The 18,141-nt window shown below is 65.8% G+C and carries 19 protein-coding genes; 13 read left to right on the top strand and 6 right to left on the bottom strand.

Features of this window, described 5'->3' with window-relative positions:
* The first annotated feature begins 16 nt into the window (after positions 1-16).
* Genes AC5Y4D_RS06475 through AC5Y4D_RS06455 form a run of 5 tightly spaced genes read left to right on the top strand, consistent with a single transcriptional unit; the run spans position 17 to position 2,786 of the window.
* Entirely contained in the window at positions 17-556 is a 540-nt protein-coding gene (locus AC5Y4D_RS06475; RefSeq protein ID WP_500036748.1) for a DUF1360 domain-containing protein, read from the top strand.
* Positions 557-580: 24 nt separating this feature from the next.
* Positions 581-997: a ChaB family protein gene (locus AC5Y4D_RS06470; RefSeq protein ID WP_499945939.1), complete on the top strand. Its 417-nt coding sequence runs from the start codon at positions 581-583 to the stop codon at positions 995-997.
* A gap of 6 nt (positions 998-1,003) precedes the next feature.
* Positions 1,004-1,657 (top strand): UdgX family uracil-DNA binding protein, encoded by a 654-nt coding sequence (locus AC5Y4D_RS06465; protein ID WP_500036747.1) that lies wholly within the window; start codon positions 1,004-1,006, stop codon positions 1,655-1,657.
* A gap of 53 nt (positions 1,658-1,710) precedes the next feature.
* Positions 1,711-2,094: a hypothetical protein gene (locus AC5Y4D_RS06460; RefSeq protein ID WP_500036746.1), complete on the top strand. Its 384-nt coding sequence runs from the start codon at positions 1,711-1,713 to the stop codon at positions 2,092-2,094.
* 5 nt (positions 2,095-2,099) lie between these two features.
* On the top strand, positions 2,100-2,786 hold the full coding sequence (locus AC5Y4D_RS06455; RefSeq protein ID WP_500036745.1) for an HAD family hydrolase: 687 nt from the start codon (positions 2,100-2,102) through the stop codon (positions 2,784-2,786).
* Between the two features lie 51 nt (positions 2,787-2,837).
* On the opposite strand, the gene mbp1 is transcribed toward AC5Y4D_RS06455, so the two are convergent.
* Together mbp1 and AC5Y4D_RS06445 are read right to left on the bottom strand one after the other, a co-directional pair.
* Positions 2,838-3,071, bottom strand: a complete 234-nt coding sequence (gene mbp1 / locus AC5Y4D_RS06450; RefSeq protein ID WP_499945935.1) for a microaggregate-binding protein 1 — start codon at positions 3,069-3,071, stop codon at positions 2,838-2,840.
* Positions 3,072-3,288: 217 nt separating this feature from the next.
* Positions 3,289-5,082: a thiamine pyrophosphate-requiring protein gene (locus tag AC5Y4D_RS06445; protein WP_500036744.1), complete on the bottom strand. Its 1,794-nt coding sequence runs from the start codon at positions 5,080-5,082 to the stop codon at positions 3,289-3,291.
* A 128-nt stretch (positions 5,083-5,210) separates the two neighbouring features.
* On the opposite strand from AC5Y4D_RS06445, the gene AC5Y4D_RS06440 reads away from it, so the two are divergent.
* Both AC5Y4D_RS06440 and ltrA read left to right on the top strand, forming a co-directional pair.
* Positions 5,211-5,387 (top strand): DUF3349 domain-containing protein, encoded by a 177-nt coding sequence (locus AC5Y4D_RS06440; protein ID WP_500036743.1) that lies wholly within the window; start codon positions 5,211-5,213, stop codon positions 5,385-5,387.
* A 618-nt stretch (positions 5,388-6,005) separates the two neighbouring features.
* Positions 6,006-7,268 carry a group II intron reverse transcriptase/maturase gene (ltrA, locus tag AC5Y4D_RS06435; RefSeq protein ID WP_500036742.1) on the top strand — a complete coding sequence of 421 codons (1,263 nt, stop codon included), beginning with the start codon at positions 6,006-6,008 and terminating at the stop codon, positions 7,266-7,268.
* 341 nt (positions 7,269-7,609) lie between these two features.
* On the opposite strand, the gene AC5Y4D_RS06430 is transcribed toward ltrA, so the two are convergent.
* Both AC5Y4D_RS06430 and AC5Y4D_RS06425 read right to left on the bottom strand, forming a co-directional pair.
* Positions 7,610-8,389 (bottom strand): acyl-[acyl-carrier-protein] thioesterase, encoded by a 780-nt coding sequence (locus AC5Y4D_RS06430; protein ID WP_500036741.1) that lies wholly within the window; start codon positions 8,387-8,389, stop codon positions 7,610-7,612.
* Complete coding sequence (locus AC5Y4D_RS06425; protein WP_500036740.1) at positions 8,382-9,782, bottom strand: NAD(P)-binding protein; 1,401 nt, start codon at positions 9,780-9,782, stop codon at positions 8,382-8,384. The genes AC5Y4D_RS06430 and AC5Y4D_RS06425 overlap by 8 nt, the downstream gene beginning before the upstream one ends.
* An 81-nt stretch (positions 9,783-9,863) precedes the next feature.
* Here AC5Y4D_RS06425 and AC5Y4D_RS06420 point away from each other — a divergent pair, with 81 nt between their 5' ends.
* From AC5Y4D_RS06420 to AC5Y4D_RS06410, 3 genes are read left to right on the top strand one after another with little or no spacing between them, the layout of a single operon-like run.
* A complete protein-coding gene (locus AC5Y4D_RS06420) occupies positions 9,864-10,664 on the top strand; it encodes an enoyl-CoA hydratase/isomerase family protein (protein WP_500036739.1) in 801 nt (266 codons plus the stop codon).
* Complete coding sequence (locus AC5Y4D_RS06415; RefSeq protein WP_499945930.1) at positions 10,661-11,557, top strand: alpha/beta hydrolase; 897 nt, start codon at positions 10,661-10,663, stop codon at positions 11,555-11,557. The genes AC5Y4D_RS06420 and AC5Y4D_RS06415 overlap by 4 nt, the downstream gene beginning before the upstream one ends.
* Entirely contained in the window at positions 11,554-13,218 is a 1,665-nt protein-coding gene (locus AC5Y4D_RS06410) for a tetratricopeptide repeat protein (RefSeq protein ID WP_499945929.1), read from the top strand. Before AC5Y4D_RS06415 ends, AC5Y4D_RS06410 begins: the two co-directional genes overlap by 4 nt.
* A 6-nt stretch (positions 13,219-13,224) precedes the next feature.
* Here the strand turns inward: AC5Y4D_RS06410 and AC5Y4D_RS06405 are convergent, their stop codons facing one another.
* Together AC5Y4D_RS06405 and AC5Y4D_RS06400 are read right to left on the bottom strand one after the other, a co-directional pair.
* Complete coding sequence (locus AC5Y4D_RS06405) at positions 13,225-15,447, bottom strand: molybdopterin-containing oxidoreductase family protein (protein ID WP_499945928.1); 2,223 nt, start codon at positions 15,445-15,447, stop codon at positions 13,225-13,227.
* A gap of 30 nt (positions 15,448-15,477) precedes the next feature.
* Positions 15,478-16,224 carry a GAF and ANTAR domain-containing protein gene (locus AC5Y4D_RS06400; RefSeq protein WP_499945927.1) on the bottom strand — a complete coding sequence of 249 codons (747 nt, stop codon included), beginning with the start codon at positions 16,222-16,224 and terminating at the stop codon, positions 15,478-15,480.
* A gap of 337 nt (positions 16,225-16,561) precedes the next feature.
* Between AC5Y4D_RS06400 and AC5Y4D_RS06395 the strand changes: the two genes are divergently transcribed.
* The 3 genes from AC5Y4D_RS06395 to AC5Y4D_RS06385 are packed head-to-tail and all read left to right on the top strand — an operon-like array spanning position 16,562 to position 18,138.
* Positions 16,562-17,428, top strand: a complete 867-nt coding sequence (locus tag AC5Y4D_RS06395) for a hypothetical protein (RefSeq protein ID WP_499945926.1) — start codon at positions 16,562-16,564, stop codon at positions 17,426-17,428.
* Positions 17,429-17,470: 42 nt separating this feature from the next.
* Entirely contained in the window at positions 17,471-17,737 is a 267-nt protein-coding gene (locus AC5Y4D_RS06390) for a type II toxin-antitoxin system Phd/YefM family antitoxin (protein WP_499945925.1), read from the top strand.
* Positions 17,738-17,742: 5 nt separating this feature from the next.
* Positions 17,743-18,138 carry a type II toxin-antitoxin system VapC family toxin gene (locus AC5Y4D_RS06385; RefSeq protein WP_499945924.1) on the top strand — a complete coding sequence of 132 codons (396 nt, stop codon included), beginning with the start codon at positions 17,743-17,745 and terminating at the stop codon, positions 18,136-18,138.
* Positions 18,139-18,141 lie beyond the last annotated feature (3 nt).

Raw genomic sequence — 18,141 nt, 5'->3', positions numbered from 1 at the left:
TGCAAGGGTGTATCAAATGAGTGACGTGAGCGAGGCCGGTGCCGAGTTGATCGCGCGCGCCCAGCGGGAAGCCGACGAGTATCGCGGCGACGAGACGCGGCCGATGGCAGGGTACGTGGCGTCCATGACGGCTTACAGCCTGTTGGTGAGCGCGGCGACGGTACTGGCAGTCGCGACCGGGCGCCGGTTGCCGAATCGGTGGCGATTGCAGGATCTTGCCCTGGTCACGGTGGGTACCCACAAGCTGTCCCGGACGATCGCCAAGGACCCCGTCACCAGTCCGATTCGCGCGCCGTTCACGCGGTATGAGGGTGCCGGCGGGCCCGCCGAGGTCAACGAAGAAGCCCGGCACGACAGCCAGCTGCGGCACACGCTCGGCGAACTGCTGACCTGCCCGTTCTGCCTCGACATGTGGATCGCCACCGGCTTCGCGATCGGACTGATCTTCGCGCCCAAGGTCACCCGCCTGGTGGCCGGAACCTTCACCGCGCTGGCAGGGGCCGACTTCTTGCAACTGGCCTATACGATGGTGCAGCAGAAAGCCGAAAGTTCCTGAGTACGAACAGAACCGAGGTGTGAGATGCCCAAGACCACGAAGAGCGGCGCGGTCAAGAAAGACGAAATCCCCGGCACGCTGCGCCGCTCCAGTGCCAAGGCGCAACGCACCTTCGCCAAAGCTCACGACGCGGCCGCCGAGCAATACGGCAGCGAGGAGCGGGCGCACCGGGTCGCCTTTGCCGCGGTGAAGCACAGTTACGAGAAAGTCGGCGACCACTGGGAAGCCAAGGAACAACGCGGTCCCTCCGACGACCGAGCCGAGCGCGGTGGTCTGGCCAATCCGTTGCCCTCGCAGGAAGGCGTCGACGCCAACGCCAGCAAGAAACACCTGCTCGACATCGCGCGGCGGCTGGACGTGTCCGGCCGGTCCAAGATGACGAAAGACGAACTGGTGGAAGCGATCAAGAAGGAAAACCGCCGGGCCACTCGGCGACGGTGAGGTCCGATGGCGACGGCACCGGCGGTGGGCGCGGAGAACTTCCTGCCCGACGACCACGCGCTGAGTTCCCTCGAACACGCGGCAAGTAACTGTCAGGGGTGTGCGCTGTATCAGGATGCCACGCAGACGGTGTTCGGGCACGGCCCCGGCGACGCACCGTTGATGCTGGTGGGCGAACAGCCTGGCGATCACGAAGACCAGGAGGGACTTCCGTTCGTCGGGCCGGCCGGTCGGCTGCTGCAGCGCGCTCTGGAGGATGCCGACATCGACCCTGATCGGACCTACAAGACCAACGCCGTCAAGCATTTCAAGTTCAGCCGGGAGGGCAAGCGGCGCATCCACCAGAAACCCGGCCGAATCGAAGTCGTCGCCTGTCAACCCTGGCTGTTGGCCGAGATCGAAGCGGTGCAACCGTCAGTGATCCTCTGCCTGGGCGCGACAGCCGCACAGTCGTTGTTGGGCAACAAGTTTCGGGTAACCGCCCAGCGCGGTGAACGCCTGCAACTGCCGGCAGCGCTCGGTATCGAGCTGGCACCGGAACCGGCGGTGATGGCGACGGTGCACCCGTCGGCATTGTTGCGTGACCGCAGTGACCGCCGACAGCAGAACTACGACCTGTTCGTTGAAGACCTGCGCCGGGCGGGCGCGGGCCTGCGTTAGCCGCCCGGGGTTCGTCGATGTTTCGGCCCAGCGCACTTGGGTAGTCGACCAGGATGAGCCTGCAACAGAAGGAAACCGCTGAGGAGATCTCCAATCAGAGCCTTCCGCAGACTGCGGACGACGGTGACGGACGGATCCGGGCCCGGCGTGGAGTGGTCAACTGGGTGCTCGCGCTCCTGACGGTTCCCGCCGCGGCGCTGATCATGATTTCGGCGGTCGGTGCGGCGATGAGCATGGCCGCATGCAGTTCGAACTGCCCCAACCTGGGTCCGCAAGGCATCCTCTACGGCGTCTTGCTCTACGGCGCTCCGGTGATAGCGGGGTTGACGATCATCGTGTCCTTCTTCACCGCGTTGCGCCGGCGCGGATTCATCGTGCCGGTAGTCGGGTTGGCGTTGCTGCTCGCCGACTTCGCCGCCATCGCGCTGCTGTTCTGACGGCCTTGTCCGGCAACGAATCCGACGGCCGCGCGGCCGTCCTGTTCGATATCGACGGCACCCTCGTCGACTCCAATTACCTACATGTTCAGGCCTGGCAGCGGGCTTTCGCCGAAGTCGGTGTGGGCGTGGAGACTTGGCGTGTCCACCGTTCGATCGGCATGGACGGCTCGACACTGGTCGAGTCGTTGTCCGACGACGCCCCAGACGACGTGCAATCGCGGCTCAAAGACCTGCACACGCGCTACTACAAAGAAGCCGCACCGTTGCTGCGCCCGCTGCCCGGCGCCCGCGCGCTGCTGCAGCGGGTCGCCGACCTCGGGATCCAGGTAGTGTTCGCCACCTCGGCGCCGCCGGACGAATTAGCGATGCTGCGGGAGGTGCTCGACAGCGACGACCTGGTCGCGGCCGTCACCTCCGCAGACGACGTCGACACCGCCAAGCCGAAGCCGGACATCGTGGAAGTCGCCCTGCGCAAGGCCGGGGTCACGGCCGAGCGGGCTGTCTTCGTCGGCGACGCGGTCTGGGATGTCGAAGCGTGCGTGCGGGCCGAACTGGCCTGCATAGGCGTGCTCAGCGGCGGGGTGTCCCGGGGAGAACTCGAAAACGCCGGTGCTATAGCGATTTTCGAGAACACCGAAGAGTTGCTGCACGAACTCGACGAGACGCCGATAGGCCGGTTGGCCAACTGAGACGAAAGGCCCGGTCCGTGCGGACCGGGCCTCTCGCTTCGAGCAACGAAATTACTGGTTGGCCTTCTGGCGCTGCTCGGCTGCCTCCGCGCCACCGCGGGCGGATTCGGCTTCGGCCTCTTTCTTCGCCGCGTCACGCTGCGCGTCGGCCTTGTCCTGCTGCGCCTCGCCCTCGCGCTTCACGTCGTCGCGGCCGGTAACGGTCCCGATGACTTCCTTGGCCTTGCCCTTCACGCCCTCGACGACACCCTCGATGCCCTCCTGCGGGCCACTCTTCTCCGCCATGAATCCTCCTATTGCTCACTTGCTTCACATGGCGACCTCGCGCTGTTGATCGATCGCGCTCAGTCAACAGGGCCGGTCCAAAAACGCTTCCCCTGCTTGGTGAGGTGTTTCCGAATGCCGTGGTGGTCAAACCTGTGGGCTGTGTCACGTCGCCAACGGCACAGGCCCTACCGCGAGGATCGTATTCGCTTCTGGCTGAGCAGATATGGCGAGGCAATCATTTGCGCCGGTGTGGAAGGAATTCCTGGGCCTTGATCTTGACGCCCTCTTTGATGATGCCGAACGCATCCTCGTCACCGCGCAGCACGGCGCTGGCGGCGCTCTTCATCTGTTCGAAGGTCGCATGCGGCGGGACGGGTGGGACATCCGGGTCACAGTGCACGTCCAGCACCGTGGGCCGGTCGGCCCTCAGTGCCCGGTCCCAGGCGGGGGCGATCTGTTCGGGATCGGTCAACGTGGCGTACCCCAGCCCGAGGCTGGCCGCGAAACCGGCGTAGTCGACGTCGGGAAGCGTCTGGGACTCGGCGAACTTGGGTGCCCCGCCCATCGCGCGCATCTCCCAGGTGACCTGGTTGAGGTCATTGTTGTGCAACACCGCCACCACCAACCGCGGATCCGTCCACTGTCTCCAGTAGTGCGCGATGGTGATCAGCTCGGCCAACCCGTTCATCTGCATCGCGCCGTCACCGGAGAACGCGATCACCGGCCGGTCCGGTCGGGCGAACTTGGCCCCGATGGCGTAGGGGACTGCCGGACCCATGGTTGCCAGCGTGCCGGACAACGACCCGCGCATGTTGCCGCGGAACTTCAGTTGGCGCGCATACCAATTCGCCGCAGAACCCGAGTCGGCGGTGACGATCGCATTGTCCGGCAGTTGGGGTGACAGTTCGGCGAACAGTCGCATCGGATTGATCGGATCGGCGGACACGTCGGCCTCCATCGCCATCGTCTCCCACCACCGACCCACGTTGGCTTCGATTTTGTCCCGCCACGAACGATCGGTCTTGCGTTGCAGCAGCGGCAATAACGCCCGCACGGTCGCTGCCGCGTCACCGACGAGGTTCACTTCGTTCGGATAACGCATCCCGATCAGCGTGGGATCGATGTCGATCTGCACGCCGCGAGCCTGGCCGTAGGGCGGCAGGAACTGCGAGTAGGGGAAGCTGGACCCGATCGTCAGCAAGGTGTCGCAGTCGCGCATCATTTCGTAGCTCGGGCGGGTGCCCAGTAACCCGATAGACCCTGTCACCCAAGGCAATTCGTCGGACAGCACGTCCTTGCCCAGCAGCGCCTTGGCGACGCCGGCGCCCAGCACGTCGGCGAGTTCGGTGACTTCGGCGACCGCGCCGCGGGCGCCGCAACCGATCAGTATCGCCACGCGCTCGCCCGCGTTGAGGACGTCGGCGACTTGCTGCAGACCCTGTGGCGACGGCTCCACCACGGGTTGTTCGAATCCCAGACTCGATGGCACCATCTTGAACTCGTGTGCCGGCGGTGAATATTCGAGGTCCTGCACATCGGCGGGAATGACGAGTGCGGTCGGCGCCCGCCTGGTCAGCGCGGTACGGATGGCGCGGTCCAGCACGTTGGGCAGTTGCTCGGGCACGGTGACCATCTGCAGGTAGTCGCTGGCGACGTCCTTGAACAGGCTCATCAGGTCGACCTCCTGCTGGTAGGAGCCACCCATCGCGGAGCGGTTCGTCTGCCCGACGATCGCCAGCACCGGGACCCGGTCCAGTTTCGCGTCGTAGAGGCCGTTGAGCAGGTGGATCGCACCGGGACCGGAGGTCGCCGCGCAAACCCCTAGTCCGCCAGCGAATTTCGCGTAACCGACCGCTTCGAACGCTGCCATCTCCTCGTGCCGGGCCTGGATGAACATCGGTTTGTTATCCGCCCGGCCCCACGCCGCCAGCAGGCCGTTGATCCCGTCGCCCGGGTAGGCGAAGACTTTGTCCACCCGCCACTCACGCAGTCGTTGCAGTATGAAGTCGCCGACCTCCATGGCTGCCATCAGACACCCTCCCTGTTTCGCGTCTTCGGTCGCGTTTACCCATTTGGCCAGGATGTGAACGCGCCGCGATGTTTGACCAGGCGATTTCGGGGAATGCTTGATGCCTCTCGGGCAAGGAGCTGAAGCGCATGTTTATGGTCAAGGCCGTGGTCAGGATGGTGGACTTCTTGCGGGCCGCGTACCCGCAGGGCGTTCCGTCGACCGACACCTTCCCGGTCTTGGCGGTGTTGCCACACCGGCTGTCGCATGCCGAACTCCATCCGGCCGGCCGGGCAAGCCTCGCGGACGTTCCAGCCACGGCATAACCCGGTCACGTCGCGTCCGGTGTGAATCCTGGGGTGTGTCCCGAGCGTGGAGGGGAGCTGGATGTAGGTAGAGCTTCTTGAAGCGGTGCTGTGCAGGAGATGAAGGATTGTTGGCCCTTCGGGGTCGCCCTGCGGGGGGTGGCTTCAAACCGCCACATGCTGCGGGAGTGGTAACGCGACCGTGGTGAGCGATGTGGAAAAGGCGCGCGTGACGTGTCAGGTGGGGATCGGGAAGGCGAGCGTAAGCGAATCGCTGTGGACGTGTCGAAATTCATTTAGGTGGCATCAGAACCGGGGTGTCCTAGGGATCCCGGGATGAGTCTGGCGGGTGCCCGTTGATTGGCCAGGCGGTGTCCGGCATGGAGGCGACGCGAGCCCGGTCTGCGGCTTTTGCATGGAACGGGAGAAGGTCGGATCCGATACTGTCCGTTGGGTTTTGGGCGGCGAGAGGGAGTAGCCCGCGCGTGGCGTGGGTGTGAGTACCGTCGCGGGTCCGGTTGGCGGACCGGCTCGTAGTAGTGGTGAAGCCCTGGTAATGGGGGTGGAGCGAAGGGGCCGGGTCATCTGTGACGGTGTTCGTTGGATCAACCAACCCCGTGGGGGTGTGGGAGGAATCGGATGAGCGAGTTGAAGTCGCCGGGCAAGCCGTTCGAGATTTCGAAGTGGGCGGTCCAGGAGGCCTGGGAGAAGGTCAAGGCGAACAAGGGCGCGCCGGGGGTAGACGGGGTATCGATCGAGGGTTTCGAGGCCGACCTGAGCAACAATTTGTACAAGGTCTGGAACCGGATGTCCTCGGGTAGTTACTTCCCGCCGCCGGTGCGTGCGGTGGAAATCCCCAAGCCGCATGGTGGAGGAACCAGGATGTTGGGGCTGCCCACGGTGGCTGACCGAGTGGCGCAGACGGTGGTAGCTGAGCAGTTGAAGTCCAAGACCGAAGCGGTCTTTCACGAAGACTCCTACGGGTATCGGCCGGGCCGCTCAGCGGTGGACGCGGTGGGCATGTGCCGGCAGCGGTGTTGGAAAACCGACTGGGTGATCGATTTGGACATCCAAAAGTTTTTCGACAGCGTGCCCTGGGATCTTTTGCTCAAAGCGGTGGAGGCCAACACCGATGAGCCGTGGGTGCTGCTGTATGTGCGTCGGTGGCTACAAGCCCCGGTACGGCTGCCCGACGGCACCCTGGCCCAGCGAGACCGGGGCACCCCGCAAGGGTCGCCGGTCTCGCCCGTGCTGGCCAATTTGTTCTTGCATTACGCGTTCGACCAGTGGATGGCGCGGGAGTTCCCGACGGTCCGCTTTGAACGGTATGTCGATGACGCGGTAGTGCACTGCGTCAGCGAGCGCCAAGCCCGTACTGTGCTGGCTGCGCTGCAAGACAGGATGGGCGAGGTCGGTTTGCGGCTGCATCCCGACAAGACCCGGATCGTGTACTGCAAGGACGGTAAACGTCGCGGTGACTATGTGCACACTTCGTTTACCTTCCTGGGTTTCACGTTCCGGCCGCGCGGTGTCTGCGGCAAAGACGGCAGCAGGTTCCTGTCGTTTATGCCCGCGGTCAGCAGGGAGGCTTTGACCAAGATCGGGCGCGAGGTGCGGTCCTGGCGACTGCATCGACGCGTCGACTATTCATTCGGCGAACTCGCACGCTGGCTTAACCCGATCGTGCGGGGCTGGATGAATTACTACGGTGCCTTCTACCGATCGGCGCTGTATGCCTTCCTGGCACGCATCAACGCCTACCTGATGCGTTGGGTCCGCAACAAGTATCGGCGGTATCGCGGCCGACAGCAGTTCAACCAAGCCTGGAACCGGGTCATCACGCACCACCCGCGTTTCTTCGCGCACTGGAAATGGACCACCGCTGTCCCCGCCGTCTGGTGATCAAGATGACAAGAGCCGGATGAACCGAGAGGTTCACGTCCGGTTCTGTGGGAGCCGGAGGGTGAAACCCCCTCCGGCCACCCGACCTTTGGGCGTGAATCCTTGGCGTTGAACGTGAATCCTTGGCGTTGAGGGTGAAGCCTGGGCGGGATCTCGTCGATTCTTCCGCCGTGGCTTCACCCCGAAAGCCCTCATTGCACAATCAACGCCGAAGATTCACCCCGAAAGCCGTCATTGCACAATCAACGCCGAGGATTCACCCCCGAAGGCGTGGCATGTCGCAAGCCACCCCCGGCGATGCTGACGCCTCGGCCAATCACGGGCCTGACCGCGAACATCGCTCACCGGCTGTCGGGCTCGATCGACCGGACCAGCGCGGCCGCGCGCACGTCGTCACCGACGGTGAACTGCATGCGCACCGCATCGTCGCCGACGTGGTAACGGATGGTCAGGTCTTCGCCGTATTTGATCGGACTGCGGTATTCGAGCACCGCGCGGTAGGGGCGTTGCTCCAATTCGGGTACCAGGCCGAGGATTTCGTGTACACCATGCCAGTAGATCGTGTTGTTGACATGCTCGAACAGGTCGATATCGGTGCGGCGCAACGGAAACGGGATCACCTCGGCGTCCTGGATCGGTGCGGTGAGCCAGGGGCGCCATTTGAGCCGGTGGTCGTCGGCGGTGCTGCCGAAGCGCGCGACGCAGTCGTCGGACAGGCGCGAAGGCGTCAACGTGTCCTTGTTCATGCAGATCCAGAAGCCGGCTGTCTCGATCCGTCCGCCCTGGGCGCCGAGCAGCTGCACCCGCATGTTGCACCATCTGCTGGAAAGCCCTGCGCACCAACGGCGGAAGACGATCTCGCTGGGTATCTCGATCGGCTCGAGGACGTCGATCACCGTGCGTAGCACGATCCAATGCGGATGAACTTCGGCCAGTTGCGCATCATTGAGATGCTCGGCCCCGACTTCCTGGATGTAGCGCGCGACGCCGTCCAGCCGTAGCCGCCGGTGCTCGTCGATGTCGGACGTGCCCAGCCGCCAGCCGGTTCGATACACGTAACCCTGACCCGGGACGTCGACCAGCGGCAGCTCCGCATCGGGATGATAGGACGGCTCACTCATTGCTGACCTCGCTGAGCAACTTCTCCAGCTGTTCGCCCGCGGCATTGAGTTTGGACTGGAACATCGAAACCACTCGCTCGCGCACCCGCGGCTTGTGCGACAGCGGCGGCAACAGTTCGGCGAGCAGATTCAGCCGCGCCGCGGCAAGCCAGTCGGTCAGCTCGGGATCATCGAGCCAGCGGGAAAAATTCAGCAGATCCGACCGGGTGAGCCGCAACCAGTCCACATCCCGGTCCGGGTGCGGAATCGGTTCGCACAGTTCGTTTTTCACCGTATCGTCGGTGTAGGAGAACTCGCAGTGGGCGATGAACGCGGCACTGAACACCTGCTGGCATCCGCGCACCGCCTGCAGCGTCATGCGATCGCCGTCGAACACCGGCACCGCCGGGCGTTCCGGCGCGCCGTCGGCGGTGCAGTCGATGTAGAGGGCCGACGGGGACGCGGTCACCGACCCGCCGTCCAGCACGATGGTGTCCGGTTCGATGCGTTGGACGTGGCCGAGCCGCACGACGTCCTCGATGCGGCGGAGCTGGTCGTATTCGGGTTGCGACACGGTCGCGCACCGGTACATGGTGGGCCGGACCGAGCCGTCGAAGCGGAGCAATGTGCCCGCGGCCTCTAACCGGCCGAACAGGTCCTCGACCGACGTCGCGGCGTCGATCGCTTCGAGGGTCGCGCCGTAGTTGTCCCGGAACTTCTTGATGAACGTGGGCCCCGGCTGCAGGGTGACCCGGTCGATCAGCCACGAGTCGCGCGGCATGATCCAGGTCAGCCGCTGCGGGCTCACCCCGTTGCGCAGCAGCCACAGGCAGACATCCATCCCGGTTTTTCCGGCGCCGACGATCACGTACCGTTCCCGCGCCGCGAACTTGGGTAGCTCGTTGGGCGGGATGCAATCGACGCCGGGGGCGACGGCGTAGGGCGCGGGCCGCATGGACGGGACCACCGCACGCAAGTAGGTGGCATCCACGACGCGGCGCGCGACATTGACGACGTATTCGTCGCCCGCCAACGTCCGGAACCGGCCTTCGCCGAGGTACTCGGTCATCGGGAAGTACTCGACCCGCCCCGAGGGCAGGAACTGTTGCTGCATGACGGCGTCGAAGTAGGCGCAGATCTCGCCGACGGGTGCCAGTTCGTTCAGTCCCTGATTCCACCCGACGCTGTCGATGGTGTTGTTGCCCAGCGCTCTTGAGTTCACCCCGTAGTAAGCCGACGGCTGGTGCAGCCGCACGAACGGGTAGGCGGTGGTCCAATGCCCGCCGGGCTGGTGTGCCCGATCGACCATCACGACGCGCGCCTCGGACTCGGCGATCAGCGTATCGGTGAACGCCATCCCCATGGCTCCGGCGCCGATCACAAGATAGTCGGTGTCCAAAGTTTGGACACTCATCGCGCGTCCGCTCCCATTCGCCCTCCCTATTGCGGCAACCGTTGCGCCACGATAGCGCCTGACCCGGGTAAGTTCCCGTAGATGGGCGCCGATCTCACCGTCGCGATCGCGGACGGTGTCGCGCTGTTGACCCTGAACCGGCCCGAACGACGCAACGCCTACACCGCCGAGATGGGTGCCCTGCTCAACCGCGCGTACCGGCAGTGCGACGACGACGACGCGGTGCGCGCGATCGTGCTCACCGGCGCCGGGGACGCGTTCTGCGTCGGTGCCGACTTTGCCGCCGAAACCAGCCCGTTCGATGCGCCGTCGGGCGAATCCGCGTTCACCGCATCTCCGACCGACCCCGCGGCTTTCGAACTGCGCACTCCCGTCATCGCCGCCGTCAACGGGCACGCCATCGGCATCGGTCTGACGATCGCGCTGCAGGCCGATATCCGGATCATGGCCGATGACGCCAAATACGCGGTGGCACAAGTTCGTCGGGGTGTCATACCGGACTGCATGTCGCACTGGACGCTGCCGCATCTGGCGGGCGCGGCCGTCGCGGCGGAGTTGCTGTTGACCGGCCGAACGTTCGACGGGAAAGAGGCGGTGGCAATGGGTCTGGCCACGCGCGCACTGCCGGCCGTCGAGGTCCTGGACCATGCGATGACGGTGGCGCGCGATATCGCGGTGAACGTGGCGCCGATGTCGGCTGCGCTGAGCAAACGCCTGCTGTGGGACACCGTGATCAACGGCTACCCCCCGCGCCGTGTCGCCGACCTGGAAACACGGCTGCATCACCTGGTGATGGGCAGCGCGGACGCCCGGGAGGGCGTGGAGGCGTTCCTGCAGCGCCGCACCCCACGCTGGAGCGGCTCGGGAAGGATGAACGGGTGACGAGCTGGAGAAGTCGGGCGCTGCCGGCGCTCCTTCGGTTCACGGGACGGACCCGCCCCTACGCCAGCGCCGAGACGGCCCGCGCGCACATCGAGCAGCGCGCCGAGCATCGGCAGCTTTTCGGCCCGCCCCCTCGGTTACGGCGCGACGTATCGCTGGCCTTCCAACACGGGTCGGGATGGCCCACGTACACCTTGACACCCAAGCGAGGCAGGAATGGTCCGTCCCAACGAACGGTGATCTACCTGCACGGCGGCGCGTGGGTGAACGAAATCGCCAGTCAGCATTGGCGTTTGGCGGTGCAGATCGCAGCCGAAGCCTACGCGAAGGTGATCGTTCCCATCTATCCGTTGGTGCCGTTCGCCACCGCCGTCGACGTCGTGCCGCAGGTGGTGGCGATGGTGACGCACAGCATGAGCGCGGGACAAAGCGTGTGTCTGGCCGGTGATTCCGCCGGCGGCCAGATCGCGTTGTCCGCGGCATTGCTGCTGCGCGACGACCACCATGTCACCCTTCCGCAAACCGTCCTGATCTCGCCGGTCGTCGACCTCTCGCTGACCAACCCGCTGATCGGTGCCGTCGACGACCCGTGGTTGGGCCGCGATGCCCTGCACGTGTTCGCCGAGCGGTGGCGTGGCGAACTTGCGGTGGACGATCCGCGGGTGAGCCCGCTGGCGGCCGAACTGAGCGGGCTGGGGCCGATCACGCTGTTCACCGGCACCCGCGACATGCTTAACCCGGACGCCCGGCTGCTCGCCGAAAAGGCAACTGCGGCAGGCGTAGAAGTCGATTTTCACGAACAGCCGGGTTTGCTGCACGTCTATCCGCTGACACCCACGCCGGAGGGTCGTGCCGCGCGGGCCGTGATCGTCGAGCGGCTGGGTCGGCCATGACTTCCGACGAGCAGTACTACGACCTCGGCAGCTACGGTCGTCGGGTCGGGACCGCAGTCGCGGAGTCGCAGACCTGGTTCGACCGCGGCCTGGTATGGGCGTATGCGTTCAACCATGAAGAGGCGATCCGCTGCTTCGAGCGCGCTCTGCGGGCCGACCCGGATCTGGCCATCGCCCGCTGGGGAATCGCCTACTCGATCGGACCCAACTACAACAAAGCCTGGGAAGCCTTCGATCCGCTGGATCGGAAAGCCTCGTTGGCTCGTGCGCGTGCCGAACTAAGCCGGGCGGCAGGGGGGCGGCTCAGCGAGGTCGAACGCTGCCTGATCGGCGCGCTGTGGGCTCGTTTCCCCACCGGCAACCCGGACAACACCGATGCGCTGGAAGCCGGGGCCGTCGGCTATGCCGACGCGATGAAAGTGCTCGCCGCGGCTTACCCGCACGACCTGGACATCCAGGCGCTGACCGCCGATGCACTGCTCAACGTCACCCCGTGGGCGCTGTGGGACACCAGCACCGGGGAACCCGCGGCGGGCTCGCGTGTAGTCGAAGCCCGCGGAATTCTCGAGCGGGCGCTGGCCGGGGCGGCCGGCCGGGCACATCCCGGCATCCTGCACCTGTACCTGCACGCGATGGAGATGTCGCCGACGCCGGAGGTGGCGTTGCCGGCTGCCGACCTGCTGCGCGACCTGGTTCCCGATGCCGGGCACCTGCGGCACATGCCCAGCCACATCGACGTGCTGTGCGGTGACTACGGCAACTCCGTGGCTGCCAATGTTGCCGCCGTGCAAGCGGATCGACGATTCGTCGAGCGCGCGGGACCGCTGAACTTCTACTCGCTGTACCGCGCGCACGACCTGCATTTCATCGTGTATTCCGCGATGTTCCAGGGCAAGTCGCGAATCGCTCTTAGCGCCGCCGACGAGCTCGCCGGGCAGCTGACGCCGGAGTTGCTGACGATCGACTCGCCGCCGATGGCCGACTGGTTGGAGGCGTTCGTGCCTCTTCGGACCCATGTGCTGGTGCGGTTCGGTCGCTGGGCGGAGTTGATCGCGCAACCCCTGCCCGAGAACCCGGACCTGTATTGCACCACCGCGGCCACCATGCGCTACGGGCGCGGTATCGCGCTGGCGGCGACCGGACGGCTCGCGCAGGCCGAAGAAGAACGTGCCGCATTCGGCGAAGCGTATGCCCGCATACCGGAGTCCCGATACCTGTTCAACAACACCAGCCGCGACATCCTGGCGGTGGCCGCAGCCATGCTCGACGGTGAGATCGACTACCGCGCAGGGCGTTACGACGAAGCATTCGGCCACCTGCGACACGCCGTCGACCTCGACGACGCCCTGCCGTATGACGAGCCATGGGCCTGGATGCAGCCCACCCGGCACGCGTACGGGGCGCTGCTGCTCGAACAGGGGCACGTCGAAGAGGCGGCCGCGGTGTACGCCGCCGACCTCGGGCTGGACCCGACGCTGGCCAGGTGCTGTCAGCATCCCGGCAACGTGTGGAGTCTGCACGGCTACCGCGAATGCCTGAACCGATTGGGCCGCAACGACGAAGCCCGCATCGTCGATCAGCAATTCAGGCTTGCCGCCGCCCGCGCCGACGTACCGATCCGGGCCTCATGCGCGTGCCGGCTGGACGCGTGCTGCGAATGAGCGCGATCAGAGTGCCGGTCCGGGCGGCTGCCGGCTCAGTTCGACGGCCACATAGGTCGAACTCATCGCCGGGGTCTGCGACAGCGGATCCACCGGTTCACCGTCGATCAGCAGGTTGCGGTTCACCCCGAACGACTGCGGCGCGTCGCGGCCGCGCGGATCGAAAACCCGTGAGCCCCAACCATGATCCAGCACGATCAGTCCGCGCCGGGGCCGGTCGCTCAGCGAGGCCCGGACCCGGACCTCACCCGTGGGGGAGTGCACCCGCACCAGGTCGCCGTCGCTGACGCCCAGGGCGGCGGCGTCGGCCGGATGGATCAGCACGACACTGCCTTTGCCACCGGGATGCAGCCCGGGCAAGTCGTTGAGAAACGAGTTCATGGAGTGGCGGTGCCGGCGGTTGCCGATCTGAAAGGGATAGCCGGCCGGGGGCTCGGGCGGCGCCGCGGCGAGCAACTCGCGGGTCCGCGCCACCAACTCCGGCGGCGCCACCTGCACCCGCTTGTCGGCGGTCCGTAGCGCGGCCGAGAAGTGGCCGTATTCGCGGGGGCCGAGCACCAGGCCGTGCGGGTGAGCCAACAGGTCGCGCCATTTGAGCCTGCGGCCGTTCACCTTTCGGGACATGGCGATGATCAGCCGGTTGATCCAGTGCGGCGAGAACGCCAGTGCCGGGCGGCGGGTGGCCCGGGCCAGTCGGCGGCTCCCCTTGACGAACGCGTTGACGCCCTTGACGCCGAACAGCGGGACCTCCATCGCCAACGCCAGATCGACGAAGATGCGCCACTCTTCGCGCGCGCTCGTCGGTGGATCGACCGCGCGCACGCCATACTGCACGTAGGGTTCGTCGTGCAGATTGCTGGTCAGCGCGAGCAGGTCGTCGCGTTCCAGCCAGTGCACCGCGGGCAGCAACCAGTGTGCGTGCCGGTGACTTTCGCGTTGCACGAAGTCGATTGCCACCAGTAGGTCGAGCTGCCCCAGTGCCTCATCCAACGCCGCGCCGCCGGGGCCGGAAACGACCGGGTTGCCCGAGTTGATGACCAGGGCGCGGATCTGACCGGGCCCCGGGGTGGTGATCTCGGCGGGCAATTCGCTCAGAGCATGCGCGCCGGCCACCATCGGCCGGCCGGTCAACCTGCTGCGGTGCCCGGAAGGCTTGGCCGCCGCGGCAAGTTTCAGCGCGTCGATGTAACCGGGTTCGAAGCGACGACCCCCGGGGCGGTCCATTCGCCCGGTGATCACGTTGAGCACGTGCCCCAGCCATTCGCCCACGGTGCCGGACACATGCAGCGAGATCCCCGTCCGGGTCACCGCCATCGCCGCCCGGGCGGTAGCGAAATCTCTTGCGGTGGATTCGATTTGCGCACGCGGCACGCCGCACCGGTCGGCGAGGTCGTCAAGGTCGGCCTCGGCGGTCAGCGCGCGCAGCGTAGGCAGGCCGGCGGCGAGTTGTGCGCAGTCGAGGCGATGTTCAAGGCCCTCGGCGAGAATGACTTTGACCATGCCCAGCAGCAGCGCCCAGTCCTGGCCGGGCCGCACCGCGATGTGCACATCGGCCTTGTCGGCGGACTCGGTGCGCAACGGGTCGACGACGACGATCTTGGCCCCCAGTTTCTGCCGGGCCAGCGCACGCTTCCACCCGCCGGGCACGCTCTCCACCCAATTCCAGGCGCTCACAGCCGGATTCGCGCCGACCAACAGAAAATAGTCGCAGTTGTCGATGTCGGAAACGGGCACCATGATCGACGACCCGTACATCGCCTCGGCCACCACGTGCAGCGCGTTCTGATCGACCGAGCCCACCGCATAACGATTCTGGGTGCCCACGGCGTCCAGCCAGCCGTTCATGAAGATCAGGTTCGACGACGAATACGCCGCGGGATTGCCGTAATACGCGCCGATCGCGTCCGGCCCGTCGGCGTCGATCAGCGCATTCATCCGACCCGCGATGTCTGCGATGGCCTCGTCCCAGGTCGCCTCGACATAGTGGTCGCCGACCCGGCGCATCGGCGCCAGGATCCGGCGGGGATGTTCGACGAGTTGCGCGGCGTTGCGACCCTTGGCGCAGAAGTCCTGCCAACTGTGCGGGTTCTGCTTGTCCGGAGAGATCCTGCGCACCCGGTTGCCCTCGACGCTCACCTCGATACCGCAGGAGGCCAGGCAATAGCGGCAGAAGGTGAATACCGTCCGGGTGCCCGTGTGGTTCACCCCCTGGTCTTGTCCCACCGTCACAGCGTGACAGTAGGCCGATATTTTGTATAGCTAACAGCGGGTGGCGTCTCGGATCATCTGTCGCCGGCGGTCGCCGTCGGTATGACTAAGTTCGCTGACCGCGATTTTGCTTGCTTTGTCTGCCCCTTGCTTCACGCTGATCCGGCGCGACACCTCGGCAACGGAGATGTGGGAGTCCTCCGAGAGCCGTCTCAGCAACGAGAACGCGTCTTCCGCGGTGACGTTGTAGCGCTCCATCAGGATGCCCTTGGCCTGGCCGATCACGTCCCGGGAAGCGACCGCGCGACGGAGTTGACTCCTGGTGCGCACGGTACTCCAGGCCAGTGCGGCGTGAACGGCAAAGATCTTGGCGATCTCGACCGCTTCGGTGTCGAATGCCTGGCGCTGCTCGGCGAATACGCTGAGCACCGTCGCCGCGTACTGGTCGGGCAGCAACCCCGCCGACACCAGCGACTTCACCGGCGTCCTGGCCCCTGCTTCGCGTCGCAACAGCGGCCATCTCGGATCGCTCGTCAAGTCGTCGACGTGGACGGGAACGCGGCTGCGAACGGCATCCAGGCATGGTCCCTGCCCGGCACGCTTCTGCAAGTTGTCCAGCACGGCGGGATACGTGCCGTTCGCGGCGACCGTCTGCAACTGCCCCCGGCGGCGGATGAGTGTGATGCCGGCATGCTGCGCGCCCGGAACGAAATCGACGGCAGCGTCGACCAGTTCGCTACCACACGCATGGAGGTCGTCGCTGTACCGCTCGCACACGGCTCGGACGCGTTCCGCCATCGCGGAATAAAGGTTTCGTGGGCTCGCGTCAATCAAGGTGTCCCCCTCTCCGCTGTTGGCAGCTACGCGGTAGCCGGAGCCGTCAGAGTGGATGTGCCCGACACAAAAGGTCCGCCTGCGACGACAACAATGGCGCGCCGCGACAGGCGCTCGTGCTCAACGCCCGCAGTCAGATACCCGGTGCACAGCTGTACAAACGTCGAATCCGGCCGGGCGAACCGCCTGTCCATACCGCGAAGCCGAGCGGCCACGACGCGCGCCAAAGACGCTGTACAGTCGCTCAGCATTACTGTTACAGTCCGCAGTCACAGCACTGTTGCGGGAAGAAGGAACAGCAGTGACCGAACGACTGCGCGACATCCGCGAGTTGGCCGACGACACCGACGCCTACCGCGACGAGCTGTACCGGCGCTGGACCGGTCTGCTCAGCTACCGCTACATCGGCCGCAAGCATTCCTCGATGGACCTCGGCGACGTCGACAACACGGTGACCATCCGCCGGGACATGCGCAACGAAGCCGGCGGCATCCTGGTTGCCCCGCTTGCCATCTCGTCGCCGGAAGGCTGCCAGACCGACATGGTGGCGGTGCCCAACCCGGTCATCGCGTCGGTGCAGATCGTGGACCCCGGATACGACGTGTCCCGGATCGAGATCGCCGATTCCGGCATCGTGCACCAGGGCCGCACCATGGGGTACGGCCGGTGCAAGATCGTCGACGCCGACAACCCCGACCGGGTGATCGCGTTCAACGAAGGGCAGGGCGCGATCATCGGCATTCCGCCGGAAGGTCTTGACCGGATGGATGTTTCGGGCACCGAACTCGTGATCGAGGACTCGCCGGACCTGCCGCCGCTGTGGCAGGCGTTCGGTGCCGCCAAGCGCGACGACGGGCACTGGGTGTTGCCGCCGCTGAGCGTCGAGTACGCCTCACCGGATGCGGCGCTGCACATCGGCCCGCAGCACGTCGTACTCGAAACGGCGGCAACAGATTTCGCCGCCGACCTCGCCGGGACCCGCAAGCTGCAGGTGGTCAGCTGGCATGTGATGTTCATGTCGCGTGGCAAGGTCGGCCCGTTCCGCGTCGACGGCACCGCGCACCGGGGCGGGTCCGGCCGGGTGGGGGTGCGGATGCTGCTGCACGACGAGGGCAACGCGGACAAGGCGGTCACCTCGGCCGCGGCGGTCTTCGACGTCGTGGAGTAAATGTACCGTTCGAGGTGCCTGCAATGTGCTACTGTGTAGCACATGCGCTCGATCGGGGTACGTGAGCTGCGGCAAAACGCCAGCACGTACTTGAAGGCGGTCGCATCAGGAGAGTCAATCGAGATCACTGATCGCGGCAACCCAGTTGCTCGTCTGGTCCCGATATCGGGTGATCCTTGGGAAGACTTGATCGGCGCGGGTGAGGTTGTCCGCGCGACACGTGCGCTCGATGTCGACGAAGTCGTCCCCCGCGACTACCCGCACAGCGGCTCCGAAGCCCTCGAGCGACTGCGCGAGGACGAGCGCTAGCGCCGATGCGGATCTATCTCGATACCTCGGCGTTGGTCAAACTCGTCGTTCGGGAAAACGAAACCGATTCGCTGCGTGATTATTTGCGCAATCACACCGACGACAACCTGTTTTCGTCGGCTCTGGCGCGCACCGAACTGATTCGCGCGGTCGGTCCGTCCGGTTCTCGAGCGGTGGCCGACGCGAAGCGGTTGTTGGAAGGTCTGGACCTGGTCGTCTTGAGTCCGCGACTGCTCGACGACGCCGGCGTTCTACAACCTGTGCGACTCCGCAGTCTCGACGCGATTCACCTCGTATCCGCACAACGGGCCCGCGACGATCTGCGCACCGTCATCACGTATGACGTCCGAATGCTGGCTGCGGCCGAGGAACTCGGCATCCCCGCGGCCTCGCCCCGCTGACAT

It is taken from the genome of Mycobacterium sp. NGS67 (genome assembly GCF_059812185.1).
Note: the sequence above shows the minus strand (reverse complement) of the source record. Positions and strands in the feature narration are given on the sequence as shown.

Excerpts from the sequence above, each read along its gene's own strand:
- AC5Y4D_RS06410 (WP_499945929.1), top strand. The coding sequence starts at position 11,554 with ATGACTTCCGACGAGCAGTACTACGACCTCGGCAGCTACGGTCGTCGG.
- AC5Y4D_RS06445 (WP_500036744.1), bottom strand. The coding sequence starts at position 5,082 with ATGGCAGCCATGGAGGTCGGCGACTTCATACTGCAACGACTGCGTGAG.
- AC5Y4D_RS06420 (WP_500036739.1), top strand. The coding sequence starts at position 9,864 with ATGGGCGCCGATCTCACCGTCGCGATCGCGGACGGTGTCGCGCTGTTG.
- mbp1 (WP_499945935.1), bottom strand. The coding sequence starts at position 3,071 with ATGGCGGAGAAGAGTGGCCCGCAGGAGGGCATCGAGGGTGTCGTCGAG.
- AC5Y4D_RS06440 (WP_500036743.1), top strand. The coding sequence starts at position 5,211 with ATGTTTATGGTCAAGGCCGTGGTCAGGATGGTGGACTTCTTGCGGGCC.
- AC5Y4D_RS06430 (WP_500036741.1), bottom strand. The coding sequence starts at position 8,389 with ATGAGTGAGCCGTCCTATCATCCCGATGCGGAGCTGCCGCTGGTCGAC.
- AC5Y4D_RS06390 (WP_499945925.1), top strand. The coding sequence starts at position 17,471 with ATGCGCTCGATCGGGGTACGTGAGCTGCGGCAAAACGCCAGCACGTAC.
- AC5Y4D_RS06475 (WP_500036748.1), top strand. The coding sequence starts at position 17 with ATGAGTGACGTGAGCGAGGCCGGTGCCGAGTTGATCGCGCGCGCCCAG.
- AC5Y4D_RS06470 (WP_499945939.1), top strand. The coding sequence starts at position 581 with ATGCCCAAGACCACGAAGAGCGGCGCGGTCAAGAAAGACGAAATCCCC.
- AC5Y4D_RS06465 (WP_500036747.1), top strand. The coding sequence starts at position 1,004 with ATGGCGACGGCACCGGCGGTGGGCGCGGAGAACTTCCTGCCCGACGAC.
- AC5Y4D_RS06460 (WP_500036746.1), top strand. The coding sequence starts at position 1,711 with ATGAGCCTGCAACAGAAGGAAACCGCTGAGGAGATCTCCAATCAGAGC.
- AC5Y4D_RS06425 (WP_500036740.1), bottom strand. The coding sequence starts at position 9,782 with ATGAGTGTCCAAACTTTGGACACCGACTATCTTGTGATCGGCGCCGGA.
- ltrA (WP_500036742.1), top strand. The coding sequence starts at position 6,006 with ATGAGCGAGTTGAAGTCGCCGGGCAAGCCGTTCGAGATTTCGAAGTGG.
- AC5Y4D_RS06385 (WP_499945924.1), top strand. The coding sequence starts at position 17,743 with ATGCGGATCTATCTCGATACCTCGGCGTTGGTCAAACTCGTCGTTCGG.
- AC5Y4D_RS06400 (WP_499945927.1), bottom strand. The coding sequence starts at position 16,224 with ATGGCGGAACGCGTCCGAGCCGTGTGCGAGCGGTACAGCGACGACCTC.